Here is a 17,267-nt window from a genome sequence, read left to right as displayed (position 1 = left end):
CCATGTTCGAACGCATTCTCCGCTTCGCCATCGAGCAGCGCCTGCTGGTGATGCTCGCCGTGCTGGCGATGGCCGGCCTGGGCATCGCCAGCTACCAGAAGCTGCCCATCGACGCCGTCCCCGACATCACCAACGTCCAGGTGCAGATCAACACCGCCGCGCCCGGCTCTTCGCCCCTGGAGACCGAGCAGCGCATCACCTTCCCCATCGAGACCGCCATGGCCGGCCTGCCGCACCTGAAGCAGACCCGCTCGCTGTCCCGCTCCGGGCTGTCCCAGGTCACCGTCACCTTCGAGGACGGCACCGACCTGTACTTCGCCCGGCAGCTGGTCAACGAGCGCCTGCAGACGGCCCGCGAGCAATTGCCCGAAGGCGCCGAGGCGGTCATGGGGCCGATCTCCACCGGCCTCGGCGAGATCTTCCTGTGGACGGTGGAAGCCGAGGAGGGCGCCCTCAAGGCCGACGGCACGCCCTACAGCGCCACCGACCTGCGGGTGATCCAGGACTGGATCATCAAGCCGCAGCTGCGCACCGTGCCCGGCGTCGCCGAGATCAACACCATCGGCGGCCACGCCAAGCTGTTCCAGGTCGCGCCCGACCCGGCGCGCCTGGCCGCCTACCGCATCACCCTGGCGGACCTGGTCACCGCCCTGGAGCGCAACAACGCCAACGTCGGTGCCGGCTTCATCGAGCGCAACGGCGAACAGCTGACCATCCGTGCCCCCGGCCAGCTGGAGGGCATCGAGGACATCGCCGCCATCGTCGTCACCCAGCGCGAGGGCACGCCCATCCGCGTGCGCGACGTGGCGCGGGTGGCCATCGGCGAGGAGCTGCGCAGCGGCGCCGCTACCGAGAACGGCCGCGAGGTGGTACTCGGCACCGTGTTCATGCTCATCGGCGAGAACAGCCGCAGCGTCTCCCAGGCGGTGGCCGAGCGCCTGGAGAGCATCAACCGCAGCCTGCCCGCCGGCGTGGTGGCGGTGCCGGTGTACGACCGCACCCACCTGGTGGACAAGGCCATCGCCACGGTGAAGAAGAACCTGATCGAGGGCGCCATCCTGGTGGTGGCCGTGCTCTTCCTGTTCCTCGGCAACATCCGCGCGGCGCTGATCACCGCCCTGGTGATCCCGCTGTCGATGCTCTTCACCTTCACCGGCATGTTCGCCAACAAGGTCAGCGCCAACCTGATGAGCCTGGGCGCGCTGGACTTCGGCATCATCGTCGACGGCGCGGTGGTGATCGTGGAGAACGCCATCCGCCGCCTGGCCCACGCCCAGCAGCGCCACGGTCGCCTGCTGACCCGCAGCGAGCGCCTGCATGAGGTGTTCGCCGCCTCCCGCGAGGCGCGCCGGGCCCTGGTGTTCGGCCAGCTGATCATCATGGTGGTGTACCTGCCGATCTTCGCCCTCACCGGGGTCGAGGGGAAAATGTTCCACCCCATGGCCTTTACCGTGGTGATCGCCCTGTTCGGCGCGATGATCCTCTCGGTCACCTTCGTCCCGGCGGCCATCGCCCTGTTCATCACCGGCCGCGTGCGCGAGGAAGAGAACGCCGTGATGCGTGCCGCCCGGCGCGGCTACGCCCCGGTGCTGGCCTGGGTGATGCGCCGGCGCAACCTGGCCTTCGCCCTGGCGGCCGCCAGCGTGCTCGGTGCCGGTGTGCTGGCCAGCCGCATGGGCAGCGAGTTCGTCCCCAGCCTCAGCGAGGGTGATTTCGCCCTGCAGGCCCTGCGCGTGCCCGGCACCGGCCTCGGCCAGTCGTTGGACATGCAGCAGCGCCTGGAACGCGCCCTGGTGGCGCAGGTGCCGGAGGTGCTGCGGGTGTTCGCCCGCACCGGCACCGCCGAGATCGCCTCCGACCCGATGCCGCCGAACATCTCCGACGCCTACGTGATGCTGCGCCCGCGCGAGCAATGGCCGGACCCGGGCAAGAGCCGCGAGGCGCTGGTGGCCGAGATCCAGCAGGTGGCGGCCGGCGTGCCGGGGAGCAACTACGAGCTGTCGCAGCCGATCCAGCTGCGCTTCAACGAGCTGATCTCCGGGGTGCGCAGCGACGTGGCGGTGAAGGTCTTCGGGGACGACATGGACGTGCTCGGCAGCACCGCCCAGCGCATCGCCACGACCCTGCAGCAGGTACCCGGCGCCTCCGAGGTGAAGGTGGAGCAAACCTCCGGGCTGCCGGTGCTCACCGTCAACATCGACCGCGACAAGGCGGCGCGCTACGGCCTCAACGTCGGCGACGTGCAGGACACCCTGGCCATGGCCGTCGGTGGTCGCCAGGCCGGCACCCTGTTCGAGGGTGACCGCCGCTTCGACCTGGTGGTGCGCCTCGACGAGGGGCTGCGCACCGACCCGCAGGGCCTGTCGCGCCTGCTGCTGCCGCTGCCCGGCGGCGCGGCGGACGGCATCGCCTTCATCCCCCTGGGGGACGTGGCCACCCTCGACCTGGAGCTGGGGCCGAACCAGGTCAGCCGCGAGAACGGCAAGCGCCTGGTGGTGGTGAGCGCCAACGTGCGCGGCCGCGACATCGGCTCCTTCGTGGCCGAGGCCGAGGCGCGCATCCAGGCCGAAGTGCAGGTGCCGGCCGGCTACTGGACCACCTGGGGCGGCCAGTTCGAGCAGCTGCAATCGGCCGCGCGGCGCCTGCAGGTGGTGGTGCCGGTGGCGCTGCTGCTGGTCTTCACCCTGCTGTTCATGATGTTCAACAACGTCAAGGACGGCCTGCTGGTGTTCACCGGCATCCCCTTTGCCCTCACCGGCGGGGTGCTGGCGCTGTGGCTGCGGGACATCCCCCTGTCGATCTCCGCCGGGGTCGGCTTCATCGCCCTGTCCGGGGTGGCGGTGCTCAATGGCCTGGTGATGCTGGCGTTCATCCGCAACCTGCGGGAGGAGGGGCGTTCGCTGGTGGATGCGGTGAACGAAGGGGCGCTGACCCGGCTGCGGCCGGTGCTGATGACGGCCCTGGTGGCCTCCCTCGGTTTCGTGCCCATGGCGCTGGCCACCGGCACCGGGGCGGAGGTTCAGCGGCCGCTGGCCACCGTGGTGATCGGCGGCATTCTCTCGTCCACGGCGCTGACGCTGCTGGTGCTGCCGGCGCTCTACCTGCGTGCGCACCAGCGCGACGAGGAAGAGGACGAAGCCGACGAGCGCGGCTGACCCGGGCGGCGCCACCCGTGTTCGCGGGTGGCGCCGGTGGCGTCAGTCGGCGCTGACCAGCTGGGTTTCCCAGCCGTCGTAGCGGCCGCCGTGGTCCTCGGCCAGGTGGAACAGCGGCAGGGTGACGCTGTCGATCTCGGCGAAGGAGGGCAGGTCCTTGCGCCACAGGTGCACGCTGTACTGCCCGTCCTCGTTGGCCTCGATCGGCACCCGCAGCGAGAAGCCCAGGGCCTGGGCGCGGTTGGCGAAGGCCTGGGCGTCGCCGGCCTCGGCGAATTCGGCCCAGTGGTCGATGTCACGCGGGGTGTCGAGGCGGTCGCCGTTCTGTTCCAGGGTCTGGCAGACCCGGCGGTTCTGGATGCACTGGTGGTCGATGGCGCTGGGGTACAGGTACTCCAGGTAGGTCGACCAGCCCGGGTCGGGGTTGCTGCCGGCCTCGAAGCGGTAGTCCGGGAAGCCCCGGAACGCCTCGGCCACGCGGGCTTCCCAGCCTTGCGGATGGGCGGTGTAGAAGAAGAAATCGCGGCAGCCGTTGGTGGTGCAGCGCCCGACGTAGGCGTGATCGGCACCTTCCAGCTTCGGCAACACGGCGTCCTCCAGGGCGATCAGCGCGTCGTACTCCTCGTTGCTCGACAGGCCGTCGCCCCGTGGCGCGTTCATCTCCACGCGCACATAGGCCATGGCCGGCAGGCGCTCGATCGGCGCCTCTTCCACGGCACCCAGGTCGACAAACAGCGATGCCGGGCGGTCATCCACCCGGGCGAAATAGAAATCCCAGTTCTCGGTCATCAGTCTCCCTCCCTGTTGGGGTGGCGAGACTGTAGCGGGTTTGCCGGGACAAGAAGCGGACCTGGCGCACGGCGGACCGTGGCGCGGCAATCGGTCGCTGGAGAGAGGGGGAGAGGATTTGCGACCGGACGGCCACAAAAAAAGGCGCCCATCCGGGGCGCCTCAGGGTCCACCTCATCCAAAGGAGCGGAAACTGGAGGTGAACGTATTGCCTGGGGAAATCAGTTGTTGGCGCGTTCGGCGCCCCTGGCTTCGGCCTTGTCGGCGTCGCGCTGGGCGGTGAGCGTCTGGCTGTCGTCGGCCGGGCGGGCGAGCTGGGCGTCGCGGGCGGCCTGGACCATCTGCTGGGCGCGTTCCGAGCCGTCTTCGGCGAGGGCGGCGGTGGCGTTCAGGCCAAGCAGGGCGATCAGGAGAAGACTGGCTTTCATGGGGGTAACCTCGTTCATCTTTCGGGATTGGCGTCGAACCACGAGGCCCATGCTAAGGAGCGGAAGCTAACAGGACGGTGAGGCGCGGATTACATCTTTGATATCCGGGCCGACCCCCGTGGGGCGGCCCGGACGCCCCGTCAGAGCACGTTCAGCGGGTACTCGACGATCAGGCGCACCTCGTCCAGGTCCGACTCGAAGTCGGTGGCGCGGGTGGTGGCCTGGCGCAGGCGCAGGGACAGGTCCTTCAGCGAGCCGCTCTGCACCACGTAGCGGGCCTCGATATCGCGCTCCCAGCGCTTCTGGTCCACCAGCGGGTCGCCGTTGCCGTCGCGGCGCATGTAGGTGCTGTTGGCGTGGGAGTAGTCCGCGTCGGTGCCGCGGGCGTAGCGGGTCATGAAGCTCAGGCCCGGCACGCCGTAGGCGGCCATGTCCAGGTCGTAGCGGAGCATCCAGGAGCGCTCCTTCGGCGAGTTGAAGTCGCTGTACTGGATGGAGTTGTCGAGGAAGATCGAGTCGGACTGGCGCAGGTAGTCGAAGTCGTCGTCACCGGTGTTGCGCTGGTGCGACAGCGCCAGGGTGTGGGCGCCGTAGCGCACGCCGACCTTGCCGCTGTAGATGGTGTTGTCGAACGTGCCCAGCAGGCGGCGCCCTTCGTCGGTGGCCTTGTACAGGTTGAGGCCGCCGATCAGGGCCAGGTCCTCGCCCAGCGGGTACTCCAGCTGGAGGCCGGCGTAATGCTGGTTCCAGGCGTCCTTGAGGCGGCTGCTGTAGAGGCTCAGGCCCAGGTACTCGTTCACCTGGTAGTCACCGCCCAGGTAGGCCACCCAGGGGGCGTCCACGCGGCCGGCGTAGAAGGTGGCGAAGTTGCCGCGCATGCCGCTTTCCTGGGGCTGGCTCATGGCGTGCAGGCGCCCGGCCTGGACCTTCAGGCCCTCCAGGCTGGTGTTTTCCAGGGTCACGCCACGGAAGCTCTCCGGCAGCAGGCGCGCGTCGCCGTAGTGCACCACCGGGGTGGTGGGGAACACGTCGCCGGCCTTGAGCACGGTGTCGAAGGCCCGCACCTTCAGGGCGCCGCCGGTCTTGGAGTAGCGGTCCTCGGCCTCGCCCCGGCTGTTCACCGGCAGCAGGTTGACGCTGCCGCCCGGGCCGTAGCGGCCGTCGCCGGTGTCCAGCTTCAGGCCGAGCATGGCGAAGGCGTCGATGCCGACCCCCACCGTGCCTTCGGTGAAGCCGGACTGGAAGGTGGCGATCACGCCGTGGGCCCAGGCTTCGGTGTAGCCGTTGTCGGTGGGGCTGGACTGGCCGTGGCGGAAGTCCCGGTTCATGTAGAAGTTGCGGTTGAGGACGGTGAGGCTGCTGCCTTCGATGAAGCCTTCGGGCTTCTGCTCGGCGGCCTGCAGGGGTGTGCTGGCGGCGAGGGCGACGAAGAGGGCCAGGGGGGCCCGGGCGGATTGGATCATCGGATGCTCCTGTTCGTGTATGGCAGGTCGTGGAGGCCATGTCGTTGTTGTTATCGAACACGCCGACGCTCACGCGGGCGGCGCGCGGCGGGGCTATCGTGGCAAGCGCCGGATAACCCGGAGATGAGGCGCTGATTACAATTCCGTAATCCGCCCGCCAGGGGGACAGGGGCAGCCGGGGGCCTCAGGCCGGGCGCAATGCCACGGCCTGGGAGCGGGAAGGGCAGTTGGAGGGGGCCGGGCGGGGAAGGGGGCTCAGGTCCAGAGCCAGTGGATTTCCGCCACGGCGTCGTGGGCGTGCAGGCTTTCCTCGTGCTCCACACGCACCTTGAATGCAGCCAGGTCCGGCAGCGCCCGCAGGGGCTCGGCCAGGCGCCGCGCGGCGTCCTCGCAGAACATCAGGTTGTGGCCATTGGCCAGCGCAAAGGCCTGCTCGTCGGCGCGCTTCACGGCAGTCTGCAGCGCCGTGCCCAGGGCGGCTTCGCAGCGGTCCACCAGCTCGATCCAGTCCGGCGCCTGCAGCGGGTCCACCGGGCGCAGCCACAGCCGCGCCTTGCTGCGCTGGCTGTGGGGCGTGGCGGGCATGGCCGCTTCGCTGCCCAGCCATTCATGCAGGGCTTCCCAGGTGGGTACCTGCCCGGCGAAACGTTCGCTGAAGGCACGCTGGGTCATCTGCCGTGACAGCGCCGCCGAGCACGGGCAGGTGGAGGAGTAGCCCAGTTCCAGCATGAGTTCCACGTGAAACCCCCGTGGATCCAGGCTCAGCGCGATTTCGAAGGGATAGGCCTTGTGCCCGGACAGCGGGCTGACCAGCGCCGGACGCTTGAGCAGCAGCTCACCGGCCACCCGCAGGTGTGCCGAGAGGGACAGGCCCTGGTGGCTGTCGAGGAAGTGCTGCAGCAGCGCCTGCAGGGCGGGAAGGGTCAGCTCCTCGCCGGCCAGGGCCTCCAGCGCCAGGTACAGCCGCGACATGTGGATGCCGCGTACGCCTGTGGTGTCGAGGCTGACGCTGGCTTCCACCCGCGCCTGCACGGCTTGCCCGGCCACCTGCAACGGCAAGCGGATGCCGGCCATGCCGACGCGGTCCAGCGGGGCGAGGGTGGCCTGGGTCTGGCTGGCCACGTCGGGCAGGGAGAGGTCGTTCATCGTCGGGCTCGGCTTGCGGGGAATTCGATATGTTATGTTATAACACTTGAAAATCAAGCCACCCTTGCCGAAGCCATGCACCTCATCACCAGCGAAGACGACCTGCTCAGCCAACCGGACGAGCAGTACATGGACGACGCCCAGCAAGCCTTCTTCCAGCGCCTGCTGGAGGCCCAGCGGGACGACCTGCGTACGCGCATCGACAACGAGATGAACGAGCTGCGGGAGATCGAGCCCGCCAGCGACGAGGTGGACGTGGCCGCCCGCGAAGAGCAGCGCCAGTGGCAACTGCGCCGCCTGGAACGGGAAAAGAAGCTGCTGGACAAGATCGACAGCGCCCTGGACCGCCTCGCCCGTGGCGAGTACGGCTGGTGCCGGGAGACCGGCGAGCCGATCGGCCTGCGCCGCCTGCTGCTGCGGCCCACCGCCGAGCTGTGCATCGAGGCCAAGGAGCGCGAAGAGCGTCGCGAACGGCACCTGCGCGACGCCTGAACTCATAACCGTGCCCTGAAGAGGATTCCGCCATGCAAGAGCGTCTTCCCGTCACCGTGCTGTCCGGCTTCCTGGGAGCCGGCAAGAGCACCCTGCTCAACCAGATCCTGAAGAACCGCGAGCACCTGCGGGTCGCCGTGATCGTCAACGACATGAGCGAGATCAACATCGACGGCAGCGAGGTCCAGCGCGACGTCAGCCTCAACCGGGGCGAAGAGCGCCTGGTGGAGATGAGCAACGGCTGCATCTGCTGCACCCTGCGCGAGGACCTGCTGGAAGAGGTCGGCCGGCTGGCCCGTGAAGGCCGCTTCGACTACCTGCTGATCGAGTCCACCGGCATCTCCGAACCCTTGCCGGTGGCCGAGACCTTCACCTTCCTCGACGAGGACGGGCGCGGCCTGTCCGACGTCGCCCGCCTCGACACCCTGGTCACAGTGGTCGACGGGGTGAACTTCCTGCGCGACTTCCACCAGGCCGAGAGCCTGGCCAGCCGTGGCGAAACCCTGGGGGAGGACGACGAGCGCGCCATCACCGACCTGCTGATCGACCAGGTGGAGTTCGCCGACGTCATCCTCATCAGCAAGATCGACCTCATCAGTCAGGCCGAGCGCGAGGAGCTGACCGCCATCCTCCAGCGGCTCAACACCGAGGCGGAGATCCTGCCCATGAGCATGGGCCGCGTGCCGCTGGACAAGGTGCTCAACACCGGCCGCTTCGACTTCGAGCGGGCCGCCCGTGCGCCGGGCTGGCTCAAGGAACTGCGCGGCGAACACCAGCCGGAGACCGAAGCCTACGGCATCGCCTCCAGCGCCTACCGGGCGCGGCGGCCGTTCCACCCCGAGCGCTTCCACGCCTTCCTCAACCGCGAATGGCGCAACGGACGGCTGCTGCGCTCCAAGGGCTTCTTCTGGCTGGCCAGCGCCTGGCGCGAGGCCGGCAGTTGGTCCCAGGCCGGCGGCCTGATGCGCTACGGCCATGCCGGGCGCTGGTGGCGCTTCGTCCCGCGCGAGCAGTGGCCCCAGGACGAAGAAGGCCTGGAAGCGATCTTCAAGCACTGGGACCCCCAGGTGGGCGACTGCCGCCAGGAACTGGTGTTCATCGGCCAGGGCATCGACTTCGAGCGCCTGCATGCCGAGCTGGATGACTGCCTGCTGGACGATGCCGAGATGGCCCAGGGCGTCGAAGGCTGGTCGCGCCTGCCCGATCCCTTCGGCGGCCTGGTCGGGGAGGCGGCCTGATGGAAGCCCTGGCCCTGCGCCCTCCGCCCCGTGCGGCCATCGGCGACAACCCGGCGGTGCTGGGCGAAGCCCTGCGGGACGAGGTCAACCTCGCCGTCTGGGAGCGTCAGCTGCCCCTGCACATCAGCGACTACGCCCGCTGCCTGCTGGGGCTCGGGGAACCCTTGAGCGAGTCCCTGACCCTGGAGCTGCCGGACCCGGAGGCGCCCCTCGACCTGAGCAACCTGGCCCGGCGCTTCGCCGACATCGACGGCCATGCCGGCTTCCTCGCCGACGTGGCCTGGCTGGTGCGTGCCTTCGCCTGCCTGCTGGATGCCCGGCGCATCGGCCTGCGCCTGCGGCGCCTGGACCGCGCCATGTGCCCGCGCTACCACGTCGACCACGTGCCCCTGCGGCTGATCACCACCTACGCCGGTGCCGGCAGCCACTGGCTGCAGGAAGGCCAGATGCCCCGCAGCCGCCTGGGCGACCCCGCCGCCGAGCCCGCGGCCGTACCCGCCGGGCAGACCCTGGCGGCCGGCCATGTGGCGTTGTTCAAGGGCGAGAAGTGGCTGGGCAACGAGGGGCGAGGGGTTATCCACAGGTCGCCGGACGTCCTTCCGGGTGAGGCGCGGCTGCTGCTGACGCTGGATTGGTTGGCCTGAGCGGCAGGTGTGGTTGTGTTCGATGGGGTGGGGCGGCAGGTGTCGGGTCTGCCGATGCTTATCCACAGGTCAAAAAAAAGGGCCACCCGAAGGTGGCCCTGCATCACCGAGGCCCTACCGGCTGAGCCGGCATGGGCGAGGTACCCGGGGCTATTTCACCGCCTGGCTGTTACCGGCTGATGACGACGGGCTTTCCCAGGTGCCTTTGCCCTGGCCCTCGCAGAACGGCTTGAGGTAGCGCGCGTCGCTGGCGACGCCGTAGTAGTAGAGGTCCTGGCGGTAGGCGATGTTGCTGACCTGGCTGTTGCGGCAGACGCCGAAGGCCCCTTCGGGGCACTGCTCGGCGTAGCTCACCTCCACCTTCTGGCCCGGCATCTCCGGCTTGCAGAAGCCGTCGCGGAACAACTGGGAGGGAATGCTGCGGTTGGCCTGGCAGACCTTCACGTCCAGCCGGTCGCTCTGGCTGTGGACAATGCAGGCTTCCGCCAGGGCCTGGGACGAGGCGAGCAGCAGCAGGGGCAGCAGGAACACACGCATGAAGCACCGACCAAGATCGTTGAGATGCGCGACTCTATCACGGCCCTTTATTCACAGACTGTGACACCGCACCATGGCATCCATGCTGACCCACATCCCCACCCATCTGGTGGCCGGCCCTCTCGGTGCCGGCAAGACCAGCCTGATCCGCCACCTGCTGGCCCAACGCCCCGTGGGCGAACGCTGGGCGGTGCTCATCAACGAATTCGGCCAGGTCGGCCTGGATGCCGCGCTGCTGGAAACCGGCGAGGACGGCATCAGCCTGGCCGAGGTGGCCGGCGGCTGCCTCTGCTGCGTCAACGGCGCGCCCTTCCAGGTCGGGCTCGGGCGCCTGTTGCGCAAGGCGCGGCCGGACCGGCTGTTCATCGAACCGTCCGGGCTGGGCCACCCGGCGGAGCTGCGTCGGCAGCTCGTTGCGGCGCCCTGGACCGAGGTGCTGGCCCTGCAGCCCACCCTGGTGGTGCTGGATGCCCAGGCTCTGGCCCGGGGCGAGCCGCTGCCCGCCAGCCAGCAGGCGGCATTGGAAGGTGCCGGGCTGCTGGTGCTGAACAAGGCCGAGGGCCTGGAGGCCGACGTTCGCCAGCGTATCGCCCAGGCCCTGCCGGCGGTGCCCCGGTGCTGGACCCAGCAGGGCCAGCTGCCGCTGGAACGCCTGCCCGGCCTGGCGGCGCGCGCCGGCGCGGCTGTGGATAACCTCGCGCTGCCCAGTGCCCCGCCGTCTTTGCCAACCCTGTGGACAGACCCCACCCGGCCCGTATGCCAGGCCGGCGGTCAGGGGGACGGTTGGAGCATCGGCTGGCGCTGGCACCCGTCCCAGTGCTTCGACCCGGAGCACCTGGCCGCCTGGCTCCAGGGCCTGGACTGGCGCCGCGCCAAGCTGGTTATCCACAGCGCGCAAGGCTGGGTCTCGGCCAACGCCCTGGACGGCGCCCCGCTGCACTGGCGTCCCAGTGAGTGGCGGCGGGATTCGCGGCTGGAGCTGATCTTCAGCGAGCCGCAGGAGGAGGCCGTCCTCTCGGCGGGGCTTGAGGCCTGTCGGTTGCGGGAGTGATGCCTCTCCAGTGCTCGGGAGGGAGCTGGGCGCCTGGATACAGAGCGCGAGGCATACAGAAACGAAAACGGGCCCTTGCGGGCCCGTCTGCGGAATAAAACGGCTACGGCAAACCGCAGCCAGGGCCAGGGCGGCCCAAGGGAATCAGTCGTCGTTCATGCGCGAGTGGGTGCGGGTGTCCTTCATGAACAGGTACACCATCAGCGAGCAGGCGATGCAGGCGGTCACGTACCAGTAGAAGCCGCTCTCCATGCCGATGCTCTTGAACCACAGCGCGATGTACTCGGCGGTGCCGCCGAAGATGGACACGGTCAGCGCGTAGGGCAGGCCCACGCCCAGGGCGCGGATCTCGGTGGGGAACAGCTCGGCCTTCACCACGGCGTTGATCGAGGTGTAGCCGCTGACGATCACCAGCGCCGCCATGATCAGGAAGAACGCGCCCCACCAGGTCTCGATGGTGTGCAGGGTGCTGAGGATCGGGTAGGTGAACAGGGTGCCCAGCACGCCGAAGGCGATCAGGATCGGGCGCCGGCCGATCTTGTCCGAGAGCGCGCCGACGATGGGCTGCAGCAGCATGAACAGGAACAGCGTGGCGGCCGAGATCATGGTCGAGTCGTCCTTGCTCATGCCCACGGTGTTGACCAGGTACTTCTGCATGTAGGTGGTGTAGGTGTAGAAGGCCAGGGTCCCGCCCATGGTCAGGCCGACCACGGTCAGCACTTCCTTGGGGTGGCGCATCAGGGTGCGCAGCAGGCTTTCCTTGGGCTTGTCCTTCTTCTGGGTGAAGGAGTCGGTCTCCTCCATGCCGCGACGCAGGAACATCGCCACCACGGCGCAGGCCGCGCCGATGAAGAAGGGTACGCGCCAGCCCCAGCTGTCCAGCTGCTCGGTGGTCAGGGTCTGCTGCAGCACGATCAGCACCGCCAAGGCGATGAGCTGGCCGGAGATCAGCGTCACGTACTGGAAGCTGGAGTAGAAGCCGCGCTGTTCCTTGGTGGCCATCTCCGACAGGTAGGTGGCGGAGGTGCCGTATTCACCGCCCACCGAGAGGCCCTGCAGCAGGCGGGCGATCACCAGCAGGATGGGCGCGGCGATGCCGATGCTCTCGTAGCTGGGGGTCAGGGCGATGATCAGCGAGCCGAAGCACATCAGCAGCACCGAGGCCAGCAGGGCAGCCTTGCGGCCCTTGCGGTCGGCGTAGATGCCCATCAGCCAGCCGCCGATGGGGCGCATCAGGAAGCCCACGGCGAAGATCGCGGCGGTGTTCAGCAGCTGGGCGGTCAGGTCGCCCTGGGGGAAGAAGGACTTGGCGAAGTACAGCGAGAAGGCGGCGTAGACGTACCAGTCGTACCACTCCACCAGGTTGCCCACCGAGCCGCTGAAGATCGACTTGATGCGCTGGGATGTGGTGCGGGTTGCTGCTGAGGCAGTCAGGGTGCTGGAGCTTTCCATCGTGGTTCCTCGAGTCGTTGTTGTTGTGTGCACGGACTGGCCGGGCTTGGACAGGCCCCATAGCAGGACCTGTGCCAGGCACTGGGGGCCGCGCCGTTGCTGGGTTTCGGCTCAATGGAGGGGCATCGTTGCGCGGAATCCCGCCGATGCCGGAACGGGCGATGAGCGGGTTCTTGCCGAGTGCCCGGTGCTGGTGTGCGCATGCCTTCGGCATGGCTTCCGGGCACCGCGCCGCACATGGGAAGCGCCAGGGGCAGGTGTTCATCCCCGATTCCGGTGGAGCACAGCGTGGACAAGCTGTGGGCAGCTTCCCCTATGCCCCGTCATCCGTGGCTTTCAGGCATTCGATCAGGATTTGCACAGGGCAGGGCCTGTGGATGGGCTTCCGCCCTGTGGGCGACTGTCCCCAAATGGCGTGGATGAGCCTGTGGAAAAGCTGTAGCCACCCCGCCAGAGGCCAGGCTGTACGCTGTCTGTGGAGGGTTGATCACTTAATGTCCAACGGGATAAGTGAGCGGATACGGCCTGTTGGGTATCGTCCCCAATTCCCGTGGACGGTACTGTGCCCAAGCTGTGGATAGATCGACAAGGCCCAGTTTAAACGGGCCTTTCAGGCGTTCGTACAGATTCTGATCAGCAGCTGGGCCCTGCCATGCGCCGGTTTTCCACGGCTGTGAACTGTGGACAAAACCGCTGCATGATCCCCACCTGTCCCCAAACGCCGGGGATGAGCCTGTGGACAAGCTGTAGCCAGACCGTCGGAGGCCTGATTTGGCGGGGCTTCTGGCGTTTAGATCGTTTTTTGATCGATGCGCGGGCACTCCAGTCGTGTGGAAAAGGCCCTGCGCCGGTGGTCTTGCTGTCCACATTGCCCCCAGTATCCGGGGAAGACGCTGTGGAAAAACTGTACGCACCTGCCTGTCACCCACGGCTGGCGGGCTGTTCAGCCGATTGATCATTAATTGAGCCCTTGCTGGCTGGGCGGTGCAGGCATCTGGCGTGTGCCGGACAGGCCGGGCCGGAGCGGCAGTCGGCCTGTCAGAAGGGGCGTTCTCCCTGCTATCCACACCGTCCCCAATAACGGTGGAAGGGCCTGTGTACAAGCTGTCTGTACCTCTCTGAAGGCCAGGGATTGCAAGGCCTCCAAGGGTTTGTACGAATTCTGAGCGATGGCCCGGGCGCACCGCACGCAGCCGTGGTGTTTGCCTGTTCATCACGCTATCAACAGTCCCCAGATCAGGTGGAACAGCCTGTTGATAAGCTGTGCTCAATCGCTTACAGGCCTTTATTCATAAGGCTTTCATCGATCTGATCGCGTTTTGACCAGGGGTGCGAGGACGATTGGATGCACACAGCGAGCGACGCACTGGCGGTACTGTCCACAATTGTCCCCGCTTAAAGGGGAAAAATCTGTGGATAAACTGTTTTCAGTTGTACACAGGCCGTGTCGGGTGCGGCACGGAGCAAGCTGTGCATTTACTGATCATGTTTTTCTCAAGGCCCCGCCATACAAGGGATTTTGCGGAGTGAAGGGAGGGCGGGGTGTGGAAAAGCCCCGCCTGGGAGCTGTCCCCAGATAGCGTGTATCAACCTGTTGAAAAGCTGTGTCCACAGTGCTGAAGGCCCCGATTGACGGGGCCTTTGGCGTTCAGGTGGATTTATGACCACAGGGCCGGAAGGCCCTGTGGATGGCTCAGTCGTCTTCGCCGGGGAGGAAGTCGCCACGGGCCAGGCCGTGGCGTTGCATCTTCTCGTTGAGGGTGCGGCGCGGCAGTTGCAGCAGCGCCATCACCGCCTTGATGTCGCCCTTGCTGCGGGCCAGGGCCTGGCGCAGGCATTGCGCCTCGTAGGCTTCCATCAGCTCGGCCAGGGACGGCGCGCTGTCCTCGCGGGGGGCGTCCAGCGGCGCGGCCAGCCCCAGCACGTGGCGCTCGGCGGCGTTGCCCAGCTCGCGCACGTTGCCGGGCCAGTCGTGGGCCAGCAGGTGCGCCAGCTCGGCCGGGGTGAGGTTCGGCACCGGGCGCTGCAGGCGTTCGCCGGCCAGGGCGGCGAAGTGTTCGAACAGCAGGGGGATGTCTTCGCGTCGGTCCCGCAGCGGCGGCAGCTGCAGCTCGGCGACGTTCAGGCGGTAGAGCAGGTCCTCGCGGAAGCGCCCGGCGCGCACTTCGTCGCGCAGGTCCGGCTTGGTGGCGGCCACCACCCGCACATCGATGCGGATGCTCTGGTTGGAGCCCAGGCGCTCCAGTTGCTGCTCCTGCAGCACCCGCAGCAGCTTCACCTGCTGGGCCAGGGGCATGCTTTCGATCTCGTCGAGGAACAGGGTGCCGCCGTTGGCGTGCTCCAGCTTGCCGATGCGCTTGCCCTGGGCGCCGGTGAAGGCTCCGCTTTCATGGCCGAACAGCTCGCTCTCGAAGAGGTTTTCGGGGATGGCGGCGCAGTTGAGGGCGACGAAGGGCCGTTCCGCGCGCGGGCCGAAGTCGTGCAGGCAGCGCGCGACGAGCTCCTTGCCGCTGCCGGTGTCGCCCCGCAGCAGGACGTTCACCGGCGTCTGCGCCAGGTCCAGCACCTGTTTGCGCAGGTGCAGGATGGGCCGGGAGATGCCCAGCAGGCGGCCGTCCAGTTGCGCGCGGCTGTCCGCCTGCTGGCGCAGGCGGCGGTTCTCCTGCTGCAGGCGGCGCTTCTCCAGCGCGCGCTTGAGGCTGCCCAGCAGGCGCTCGGGGGTGAAGGGCTTCTCGATGAAGTCATAGGCGCCCAGGCGCATGGCCTCCACCGCCTGGGGCACGTCGCCGTGGCCGGTCACCAGCAGGAAGGGCAGGTCGCGGTCGCGGGCCTGGACCGCTTCCAGCAGGGCCAGGCCGTCCATGCCCGGCATGCGCAGGTCGCTGACCACCACGCCGGGGAAGTCCGGTTCCAGGGCGTGCAGGCACTCGGCGGCGCTGGCGCACAGGCGCACGGCGAAGCCGGAGAGTTCCAGCCATTCGCGCACGGCTTCGCGGATGGCGGCTTCGTCGTCGACGAAGATCACGTGGGGGGAGGTCATGCTCGCTCCTCGGGGGGACTGGCCGGCAGGCTGAGGCGGAACACCGCGCCGGGGCCACGGTTTTCCGCAGACAGGCGCCCGCCCAGTTCATGGACGATGGCGTAGGACACGGCCAGGCCGAGGCCCAGGCCGTCGCCCACCGGTTTGGTGGTGAAGAAGGGATCGAAGACCTGGGGCAGGACCTCGGCGGGGATGCCGCCGCCGTTGTCGGCGACCTCCAGGCACCAGTGCTCGCCGTCGCGCCGCAGGCTGATCTCCACCTTTGGCGAAGCCTGACCGTCGACGGCATCCAGGGCGTTGCGCAGCAGGTTGACCAGCACCTGTTCCAGGCGGATGGCGTCGCCCTGGACCCAGGCCGGCTGCTCCAGGCGCTGGACGATGTGGGCGTCGCTGTCGCGCAGGCGCGGGGCGAGCAGTTGCAGGGCCTTGCCCACCACGTCGCCGAGTTCCAGGGTTTCCCGCAAGCCGCCGGGGGTGCGGCGGGCGTAGGTCTTGAGGTGGCCGGTGAGGGCGGCCATGCGCCGCAGCAGCTCGTCGAGGCGGTCGAGGGCCTTGCGCGCCGGCTCCAGCTGGCCGTTGTCCAGCATCAGGCGCAGGCTGCCCAGGTGCATGTGCAGGGCGGTCAACGGCTGGTTGATCTCGTGGGCGAGGGCGGCCGACATCTGCCCCAGGGCGGCCAGCTTGGCGGCCTGCACCAGGCCGTCCTGGGCGGTGCGCAGGTCGGCGGTGCGCTGCTCCACCAGGCGCTCCAGCTCCTCGCGGCTCTGCTGGCGCAGGCGCGCCAGGCGCCAGCGCTGCTGCAGGAACAGGCCGAGGAAGAACAGCGCCGCCCACACCCCGCCGGCGGCCAGGCTGGCGGTGCGGGCGCTGCTGGCGGCGCCCTGGGGGCGGTGCAGCAGGTGCAGGGTCCAGCCCTCGCTGGGCAGCGCCTCGGATTCCCAGAGGTAGTCCTGTTCGCCGTCCGGGCCGTTGACCCGTACCAGGCGGCTGCCCTCGCCGAAGTCCTCGCGGGTCTGGTGCTTCAGGGGCACCAGGGGCTTCTTGTCGTACTGCCGGGTGGCGGCCAGCTCGGCACGTTGCCCTGCGTCCAGCGGCGCCAGCTCGCGGTAGCGCCAGGCCGGCTGGTTGGCGATGAAGACGATGCCCTTGGCATCGCTCACCAGGATCACGTCGGGGCGTTCGCGCCACTGCTGCTCCAGCTCGGGGAACTCCAGCTTGACCACGATGGCGCCGAGGAAGCGCCCGGCATCGTCGTGGATGGCATGGGAGAGGAAGTAGCCGGGGATGCCGCTGACCACGCCCACGGCGTAGAAGCGTCCGGTGCCCTGGGTGCGGGTTTCCAGGAAGTAGGGGCGGAAGCCGTAGTTGTGGCCGACGTAGCTGGTGGGCAGGCGCCAGTTGCTGGCGGCGATGGCCAGGCCGTCTTCGCGCATCAGCTCCAGGGTGGAGGAGTGGGCGGCGCCGTTGATGCGTTCCAGCTTGAGGTTGAGCTGCCGTTGCAGGTCGTCGGTCAGCGGTGCCTGCAGCGCCTGGCGCAGCTCCGGGTCCAGGGCCAGCACGGCGGGCAGGGCGCGGTAGCGCTCGATCAGGGTGCTCAGGGCACTGCGGTAGAGGCCGAGCTGGGCCCCGGCCTGGAGGCCTTCCTCGCGCAGTGCGGCGTACTCGGCCTGGCGCCCGGCCTGGTGCATCGACAGCAGCAGGCCGATGACGAACAGCAGTGTCAGCGGGACGATGCGCGGGGACAGGCTGGGCACGGGCGGGTCCGGGGTGGTGCAGGGGGGCTGCGACGATAGCACGAGCGGGGCGGCGGCGGCCTGTGGATAACCCCTGGA

13 protein-coding genes are annotated in these 17,267 nt (G+C 68.5%); 5 read left to right on the top strand and 8 right to left on the bottom strand.

From position 1 onward, the window contains the following. The first annotated feature begins 2 nt into the window (after window positions 1–2). Window positions 3–3,155, top strand: a complete 3,153-nt coding sequence (locus RTK35_RS06625) for an efflux RND transporter permease subunit (RefSeq protein WP_107330000.1) — start codon at window positions 3–5, stop codon at window positions 3,153–3,155. 42 nt (window positions 3,156–3,197) lie between these two features. Here the strand turns inward: RTK35_RS06625 and RTK35_RS06620 are convergent, their stop codons facing one another. The 4 genes from RTK35_RS06620 to folE2 form a co-directional block, all read right to left on the bottom strand. Then, on the bottom strand, window positions 3,198–3,944 hold the full coding sequence (locus tag RTK35_RS06620; protein WP_164707375.1) for a DUF695 domain-containing protein: 747 nt from the start codon (window positions 3,942–3,944) through the stop codon (window positions 3,198–3,200). 221 nt (window positions 3,945–4,165) lie between these two features. Continuing rightward, entirely contained in the window at window positions 4,166–4,372 is a 207-nt protein-coding gene (locus tag RTK35_RS06615; protein WP_044409945.1) for a hypothetical protein, read from the bottom strand. Window positions 4,373–4,512: 140 nt separating this feature from the next. Then, window positions 4,513–5,835 carry an OprD family porin gene (locus RTK35_RS06610; RefSeq protein ID WP_142013325.1) on the bottom strand — a complete coding sequence of 441 codons (1,323 nt, stop codon included), beginning with the start codon at window positions 5,833–5,835 and terminating at the stop codon, window positions 4,513–4,515. 255 nt (window positions 5,836–6,090) lie between these two features. Beyond that, a complete protein-coding gene (gene folE2, locus RTK35_RS06605) occupies window positions 6,091–6,981 on the bottom strand; it encodes a GTP cyclohydrolase FolE2 (RefSeq protein WP_316907654.1) in 891 nt (296 codons plus the stop codon). Between the two features lie 75 nt (window positions 6,982–7,056). On the opposite strand from folE2, the gene dksA reads away from it, so the two are divergent. The 3 genes from dksA to RTK35_RS06590 are packed head-to-tail and all read left to right on the top strand — an operon-like array spanning window position 7,057 to window position 9,355. Continuing rightward, entirely contained in the window at window positions 7,057–7,473 is a 417-nt protein-coding gene (gene dksA, locus RTK35_RS06600) for an RNA polymerase-binding protein DksA (RefSeq protein ID WP_074969760.1), read from the top strand. Window positions 7,474–7,505: 32 nt separating this feature from the next. After that, window positions 7,506–8,711, top strand: coding sequence for a zinc metallochaperone GTPase ZigA (gene zigA / locus RTK35_RS06595; protein ID WP_222900584.1), 1,206 nt, complete (start codon window positions 7,506–7,508; stop codon window positions 8,709–8,711). Further along, window positions 8,711–9,355, top strand: a complete 645-nt coding sequence (locus RTK35_RS06590; protein ID WP_074969756.1) for a DUF1826 domain-containing protein — start codon at window positions 8,711–8,713, stop codon at window positions 9,353–9,355. The genes zigA and RTK35_RS06590 overlap by 1 nt, the downstream gene beginning before the upstream one ends. 150 nt (window positions 9,356–9,505) lie before the next feature. Here RTK35_RS06590 and RTK35_RS06585 read toward each other — a convergent pair whose 3' ends face one another. Further along, window positions 9,506–9,892: a hypothetical protein gene (locus RTK35_RS06585; RefSeq protein WP_044409936.1), complete on the bottom strand. Its 387-nt coding sequence runs from the start codon at window positions 9,890–9,892 to the stop codon at window positions 9,506–9,508. Between the two features lie 82 nt (window positions 9,893–9,974). Between RTK35_RS06585 and RTK35_RS06580 the strand changes: the two genes are divergently transcribed. Continuing rightward, the gene (locus RTK35_RS06580) at window positions 9,975–10,943 is read left to right on the top strand and encodes a CobW family GTP-binding protein (RefSeq protein ID WP_316907815.1); all 969 of its coding nucleotides are present in this window, start codon (window positions 9,975–9,977) and stop codon (window positions 10,941–10,943) included. Between the two features lie 144 nt (window positions 10,944–11,087). Here the strand turns inward: RTK35_RS06580 and RTK35_RS06575 are convergent, their stop codons facing one another. From RTK35_RS06575 to RTK35_RS06565, 3 genes are all read right to left on the bottom strand, one after another. After that, the gene (locus RTK35_RS06575) at window positions 11,088–12,395 is read right to left on the bottom strand and encodes an MFS transporter (RefSeq protein WP_316907653.1); all 1,308 of its coding nucleotides are present in this window, start codon (window positions 12,393–12,395) and stop codon (window positions 11,088–11,090) included. Between the two features lie 1,693 nt (window positions 12,396–14,088). After that, window positions 14,089–15,435: a sigma-54-dependent transcriptional regulator gene (locus tag RTK35_RS06570; protein WP_044409931.1), complete on the bottom strand. Its 1,347-nt coding sequence runs from the start codon at window positions 15,433–15,435 to the stop codon at window positions 14,089–14,091. After that, on the bottom strand, window positions 15,432–17,123 hold the full coding sequence (locus RTK35_RS06565; protein WP_316907814.1) for an ATP-binding protein: 1,692 nt from the start codon (window positions 17,121–17,123) through the stop codon (window positions 15,432–15,434). The genes RTK35_RS06570 and RTK35_RS06565 overlap by 4 nt, the downstream gene beginning before the upstream one ends. Window positions 17,124–17,267: the final 144 nt, after the last annotated feature.

Origin of the sequence: Pseudomonas sp. zfem003 (assembly GCF_032621675.1) — a bacterium.
GTDB classification, from domain to species: domain Bacteria; phylum Pseudomonadota; class Gammaproteobacteria; order Pseudomonadales; family Pseudomonadaceae; genus Metapseudomonas; species Metapseudomonas otitidis.
This window is presented reverse-complemented; position numbering and strand designations above follow the sequence as displayed.